Genomic DNA, 6,359 nt, shown 5'->3' with positions numbered 1-6,359 from the left:
CGGAACGTCACGCTCGACCGCGACGGTCGCGTCGCGACGGTGACCCTGAACCGACCCGACCGGCGCAACTCGCTGAGCGACGAGATGCTGGCCGAGCTGGCCGCGGCCTTCGCCGAGCTGCGCGACGACGCGAGCACGCGGGTCGTGGTCGTCACCGGCGCGCCGCCGGTCTTCTCGGCGGGCGCCGACGCCAGGCTCAAGAGCACGATGTCGGAAGAAGAGCGGCGGCAGGTCTTCCTGGCCCGCAAGAGCCAGTTCCGGCGGCTCTTCGAGCGGGCCATGGGCCTCCTCGAGAACCTCGAGCAGGCCACCATCGCCATGATCAACGGCCACGCCGTCGGGGGCGGCGTCGGCCTCACGCTGGCCTGCGACTTCCGCTGGGCGGCCGCCGAGGCCGAGCTCTGGATTCCGGAGGTGGACCTCGGCGTGCCCCTCGGCGTCGGGTCCACCACCCGCCTGGTGCGACTGGTCGGGCCGGCCCGGGCCAAGGAGCTCATCATGGAAGGCCGCCGCTACCCGGCCGCCGAGGCCCGAGCCCTGGGGCTCCTCCATCGCGTAGTCCCGGGCGCCGAGCTGGCCAAGGCGGTGCGGGAGTACGCCGAGAGGCTGGCGGCCAAGCCGTTCCGCCCGCTGGCCGAGGTGAAGGCGCGCATCAACGCCATCGCCCGGACGGGATTCCCCGAAGTGAACGCGATGACGGAGGGCTTCCTGGACCGCGAGGGCCGCGAATGATGCTGGAGGGCATCCGGGTCCTCGACGTCTCCCGCGTCATCGCCGGCCCTTACTGCGCGATGCTGCTCGGCGACCTCGGCGCCGACGTCGTGAAGCTGGAGCGGCCCCGGCGCGGTGACGACCTCCGGTCCCTTCGCGGCGACGGGCGGATGAGCGCCGTCTTCGCGGCCGTGAACCGGAACAAGCGCGGCATCGCCGTCGAGCTTCAGCATCCCGAAGGCACCAAGCTCGCCTTCGAGCTCGCGCGACGCGCCGACGTCGTCATCGAGAACTTCCTGCCCGGCGGGGCCGACCGCCTCGGCCTCGGCTACGCCGCGGTGCGGGCGGTCAACCCGGCCGTGGTCTATCTCTCGGTCACCGGGTTCGGCCAGACCGGCCCCTATGCGCGGCGGCCCGGCTACAACTCGATCGCCCAGGCGATGAGCGGGCTGATGGCGATCACCGGCATGCCCGGCCACCCGCCGACGAAGGTGGGCGGGTCGGTCGCCGACGTGGCGGCCGCCCACGTCGCCTTCGGCGCCGTCAACGCCGCGCTCGTCCACCGCGTCCGCACCGGTGAGGGCCAGTACCTCGACGTGAGCCTCCTGGCGTCGACCCTGGGACTCCTGCCCGACCCGGTCGCCCACTACTTGCATACCGGCCGTCGGCCGGGCCGGGAGGGCAACCGTAATCCCAACCTGACCCCGGCGGAGACATACCGCACGGCGGACGGGTACCTGAGCATCGTCCTCATGAATCCCGACCAGTGGGAGCGCTTCTGTCGCGTCCTGGGGGACGAGGCGCTGGGGAGCGAGCCGCGGTTCGCGACGAACGAGAGCCGCCTCGCTCACCGGGCGGAGCTCGTGGCGCGCATCGAGACCGTGCTCGCCACCGCGCCGACGGCCGAGTGGGTCGCGCGCTTCGAGGCGGCCTCGATCGCCGCCGGGCCGCTCTACGAGTTCGACGAGGTCTTCGAGGACCCCCAGGTCCGCCATCTCGGCCTCGTCACCGAGACGGAGCAGCCCGGCTACGGACGGGTGCGCATGCTCGGTCTGCCTTTCCAGGGCTCGGCGGTCCCGGTCGGCATCCGCCGTCCGGCGCCGCGACTCGGAGAACACACGGCCGAGGTCCTGGAAGAGCTCGGGCTCGGGCGCGCCGAGATCGAGCGGCTGGCCGCCGCCGGCGCCATCGCGCTGGGTCCGGACGAGTCAGGACCGTGAGCCGATCCGCCGCGGGCCGGCGTACCCGGTGCTTGACCCGCCGGGATGATTCTCCTACAGTGAGAGCACCGTTTCCGCTGCCCTGACCGCCACTTCCCGACCACGGGAGGACTCCCGATGACACACCGGCACATCCCGCTGTCCATCATCGCCCTCTTGCTCGCGGTCGGCGTGGGGCTCGGCCTCGCGCCGGGAGCCTCGGCCCAGGCCCCCACCGAGGTCCGGGTGGGCGCCACGGTGGCCGTGACGGGACCGGCCTCGGCCGAGGTCGGCCACTTCAAGAAGATGATGGAGCTGTGGGCGGAAACGATCAACGCCAGGGGCGGCGTCATGCTGAAGGAGTACGGCAAGAAGCTGCCCCTCAGGGTGATCGTGTACGACGACACCTCGCAGCCCCCGGTCGCGGTCCGCCTCTACGAGAAGCTCGTGACCGAGGACAAGGTCCACGTCCTGCTCGGTCCCTACTCCTCGCCGATCACCGTGGCGGCATCCACCGTCGCCGAGAAGCACCAGATCCCGATGCTGGCGCTCGAGGCCAACTCGACCGGCATCTTCAAGCGCGGCTTCAAGTGGCTGCTCGGCGTCATCGACGACGGCACCAAGTGGTCGCACCATTACTTCGACATGCTGAAGGCCGAGGGCAAGGCGAAGTCGATCGGCTTCGTGATCGAGGACACGCCCCACCCCAAAGAGGTCGGCTCGGGCTCCATCCCCAAGGCCAAGTCGGTCGGGCTCGAGGTCAAGGTCGAGGAGTACTTCCCGGTCGCCACCCAGGACTTCACGCCCATCATCACCAAGCTCAAGGCCGCCAACCCGGACATCGTCTACCTGTCGGCCTTCCCGGCCCGCGAGGTGACCTTCTTCAAGCAAGCGCTCGAGCAGGGGCTGAGCCCCCGCGAGTTCCACATGATCCACCACGGGGTCGCCTTCTACGGCGCGGTCGGGATCCGCAACGCCAACCTGGTCACCGGCGAGGCGTACTGGATGCCGGGCGTCAAGGCGGGCAACTCGAAGCCGTTCGAGGAGCTGCTCCAGAAGCTCAACGTCAAGGTCGAGGACTACCCGTGGTCCTCGATCCACTACTTCGGCTTCGAGACCCTGATCGCCGCGCTGGAGAAGGCGGGCACGCTCGACCGGGAGAAGCTCCTGGCCGCCATCAAGGGCCTCGACATCGAGACGATCAGCGGCCGGCTGAAGTTCGACGCCCAGACCGGCCAGGGCACCCTCAACCCGTTCCCGACCCAGATCCAGGAGGGCAAGTACGTGACGCTGTGGCCCGCCGAGATCGCGTCGGGCAAGCACGCCTACCCGCGCCCGGGCTCCCAATAGACCACGGACAATCCTTCCGGGTCGGGTTCGACGTCGGCGGCACCTTCACCGACTTCGTCCTCCAGGCCAGCGACGGCCGGCTCCTGACCGGTAAGCGCCTCACCACCTCCCACGACCCCGCTCGCGCGTCCGTGGACGGGCTGCGGGAGCTGGTCGCGCGAGCGGAGCTCGGCTGGTCCGACCTGGCCCAGGCCGTTCACGGCACCACCCTCGGCTCCAACGTCGTCATCGAGCGCAAGGGCCGCCACGTGGCCCTCCTCACCACCTGTGGCTTCCGCGATGTGCTCGTCATCGGCCGGGAGAAACGGTATCAGGTCTACGACCTGTTCATCGAGAAGCCGGCCCCGCTCGTCCCTCGCTCGCGCATCCGCGAGGTCACCGAGCGGATCGCCTTCGACGGCGAGGTGCTGACGCCGCTCGACGAAGCCGAGCTGCGGGTCACCGTACGGGGACTCGCCAAAGAGGGGATCACGACGCTCGCGGTCTGCTTCCTCCACGCCTACGCGAACCCGACCCACGAGCGCCGGGCGGCCCAGATCGTCCGCGAGGAGGCCCCCGACATCGCGGTCAGCCTCTCCTCCGAGGTCTCGCCCGTCATCCGGGAGTACGAGCGGACCTCGACCACCGTTGTCAACGCCTACGTCATGACCGCGGTCCGCGACTACCTGGAGCGGCTGGAGCGCGCCCTGGCCGATCTCGGCTATCGCGGGCGGCTGTTCGTCATGCAGTCCGCGGGCGGGATCGCCACCGCCGAGACGATGGCCCGCTTCCCGGTGCGGATGATCGAGTCGGGTCCGGCGGCCGGGGCCCTGATGGCGGCGGCCTACGGCAAGCTCACCGGCCATGCCGACCTGGTCGCCTTCGACATGGGCGGCACCACCGCCAAGCTCTCGCTCGTCGTCGGCGGCCGGCCGCAGACGATCCGCGAGTTCGAGCTGCACCGGGTGCGCCTGCAGCCGGGCAGCGGCATTCCGATGACGATCCCGGCCATCGACCTCGTCGAGATCGGCGCCGGCGGCGGCTCCATCGCCCGGGTCGCGATGGGCGTGATCACGGTCGGGCCCGATTCGGCCGGCGCCGACCCCGGCCCCATCTGCTACGGGGCGGGGGGGAGCGAGCCCACCGTCACCGACGCCAACCTGGTGCTCGGCTACCTCAACCCCGACTACTTCCTCGGCGGCCAGATGCGGCTCGACGTCGAGGGGGCGCGCCGGGGGATCGCGACCGCCCTCGCGGGCCCGCTCGGGCTGACGGTGGCCGAGGCCGCGTGGGGCGTCCATCAGATCGTGAACACCAACATGGAGCTGGCGACGCGCGTCGTCTCGATCGAGCGCGGCTACGATCCGCGCCGTCTCGCCTTCGCCGCCTTCGGGGGCTCGGGCCCGGTCCACGGCTGCCGGTTGGCCCAGGCCCTCCGCATCCCGCGCGTGATCCTCCCCGCCGCCGCCGGCGTGACCTCGGCCCTGGGGCTCCTGGCCGCCGACGTGAAGTTCGATCTCTCGCGCTCGTACGTGACGCGGCTCGGCGCGCTCGACGCGGCGGATCTCGGGCGGGTCCTGGACGAAATGGCGGCCGCCGGCAGCGCGGTGGTGCGCGAGGCGGGGGTGACCGGCCCGCTGGGGGTGATGCGGAACGCCGAGCTGCGCTACGTGGGGCAGGGGTACGAGCTGACGGTGCCGTTTCCCGATGGTCCCCTCGGCGCGCTGCGCGAGGCCTTCCACGCCGCCTATGCCCAGCGCTACGGTTACGCCGACCCGAAGGCGGAGGTCGAGCTGGTCACGGTCGGTGTGACGGTGAGCGGGGCCGGCCCCGACCTCCGACTGCCAGCGCACCGGCCGGGGACCCGGCAGGTGAGCGAGGCGCGGAAACCGGATCGGCCGGTGTACTTTCCGGAATTTCGCGACTACGTCCCCTGCCCGATCTACGACCGCGGGCGACTGCCGGTGGGCGCCCGCCTGGCCGGCCCCGCGGTGGTCGAAGAGGCCGAATCGACCACGGTGCTGCCCCCGCGCGCCGTGGCCGAGGTCGACCCCTGGGCGAACCTGCTCGTGAGCCTTGAGTCATGAGCGGTGTGGATCCGATCACCCTCGGAGTCATCTGGGGCGGCCTCCAGTCCATCACCGTCGAGGTCGGTACCACCGTTCACCGCACGGCCCACTCCCAGCAGGCGCGGGAGGGCCAGGACTTCTCGGTGTGCCTTTTCGATCCCGACGGTCGCATGGTCGCCCAGGGGCCGTACAGCCCGGGCCACATGGGCGCCATGTCGTTCGCGGCCAAGAACGCCCTCGCGGCGTTTCCCGGCAACCGCCTCCGGCCCGGCGACGTCGTGCTGTTCAACAGTCCCTTCCTCGGCTCCGGGCACTTCCCCGACTTCTTCATGATCCAGCCGGCGTTTCACGCCGACGGCCGGCTCATCGGGTTCGCCGCCAACATCCTCCACCACACCGACGTCGGCGGGATGCGGCCGGGCAGTCAAGCGGTCGAGGGCGTGTTCGACTACTTCCAGGAGGGGCTCCATCTGCCGCCGGTCCGGCCGTGGAAGGCGGGCGAGGAGCAGGAGGACGTCCTCGCCATCATCCTGGCCAACACGCGGATGCCCGACTCGATGCTGGGCGATCTCCGCGCCCAGCGCAACTCGCTCCGGGTCGGGGAGCTCCGGTTCATGGACCTGGTCCAGCGCCACGGTTACGACACCGTGCGCGCCGCCATGACCCAGGTCATGGCCCGCACCGAGGCCAAGGTCCGGGAGGCGATCCGCGCCATCCCCGACGGCGTCTACCCCTTCGAGGACTTCATGGACGACTGCGGGCCGGACACGCCACCCATGCGCCTCTTCGTCACCGTCACCGTCCGCGGCGAGGACGTCTTCATCGACTTCGATGGCACCGGGCCCCAGACCGAGTCGGGGATGAACTCCTACCTCAACTACACGCGCTCGTACTGCTACGCGGCGGTGAAGTGCCTGACCGATCCTTACGGCCCCCAGAACGACGGCGCCTTCCGCCCGCTCCATATCGAGGCCCCGCTCGGCTCGTTCCTCAACCCGCGTCCCCCGGCCGGAGGCGGTCCGCGGGCCGTCTTCTGCTACCGGATCTTCGA

The 6,359-nt window shown here is 70.9% G+C and carries 5 protein-coding genes; all 5 read left to right on the top strand.

All coding sequences use genetic code 11. The annotated features are described in order from the left end of the window. Positions 1 to 732 (top strand): enoyl-CoA hydratase/isomerase family protein (locus tag VGW35_21995; GenBank protein ID HEV8310345.1); only part of this gene is annotated, 732 nt, incomplete at its 5' end. Further along, on the top strand, positions 729 to 1,931 hold the full coding sequence (locus VGW35_21990; protein HEV8310344.1) for a CoA transferase: 1,203 nt from the start codon (positions 729 to 731) through the stop codon (positions 1,929 to 1,931). The genes VGW35_21995 and VGW35_21990, both read left to right, overlap by 4 nt. A gap of 117 nt (positions 1,932 to 2,048) precedes the next feature. Continuing rightward, on the top strand, positions 2,049 to 3,260 hold the full coding sequence (locus VGW35_21985; protein ID HEV8310343.1) for an amino acid ABC transporter substrate-binding protein: 1,212 nt from the start codon (positions 2,049 to 2,051) through the stop codon (positions 3,258 to 3,260). Beyond that, positions 3,203 to 5,326 (top strand): hydantoinase/oxoprolinase family protein, encoded by a 2,124-nt coding sequence (locus VGW35_21980; GenBank protein HEV8310342.1) that lies wholly within the window; start codon positions 3,203 to 3,205, stop codon positions 5,324 to 5,326. Before VGW35_21985 ends, VGW35_21980 begins: the two co-directional genes overlap by 58 nt. After that, on the top strand, positions 5,323 to 6,359 hold a 1,037-nt coding region (locus VGW35_21975), incomplete at its 3' end, for a hydantoinase B/oxoprolinase family protein (protein ID HEV8310341.1). The genes VGW35_21980 and VGW35_21975, both read left to right, overlap by 4 nt.

It is taken from the genome of Candidatus Methylomirabilota bacterium (genome assembly GCA_036005065.1).
Lineage (GTDB): Bacteria > Methylomirabilota > Methylomirabilia > Rokubacteriales > DASRDR01 > DASYQW01.
Note: the sequence above shows the minus strand (reverse complement) of the source record. Positions and strands in the feature narration are given on the sequence as shown.

Coding starts and splice junctions, on each gene's coding strand:
- VGW35_21990 (HEV8310344.1), top strand. CDS start 729: ATGATGCTGGAGGGCATCCGGGTCCTCGACGTCTCCCGCGTCATCGCC.
- VGW35_21985 (HEV8310343.1), top strand. CDS start 2,049: ATGACACACCGGCACATCCCGCTGTCCATCATCGCCCTCTTGCTCGCG.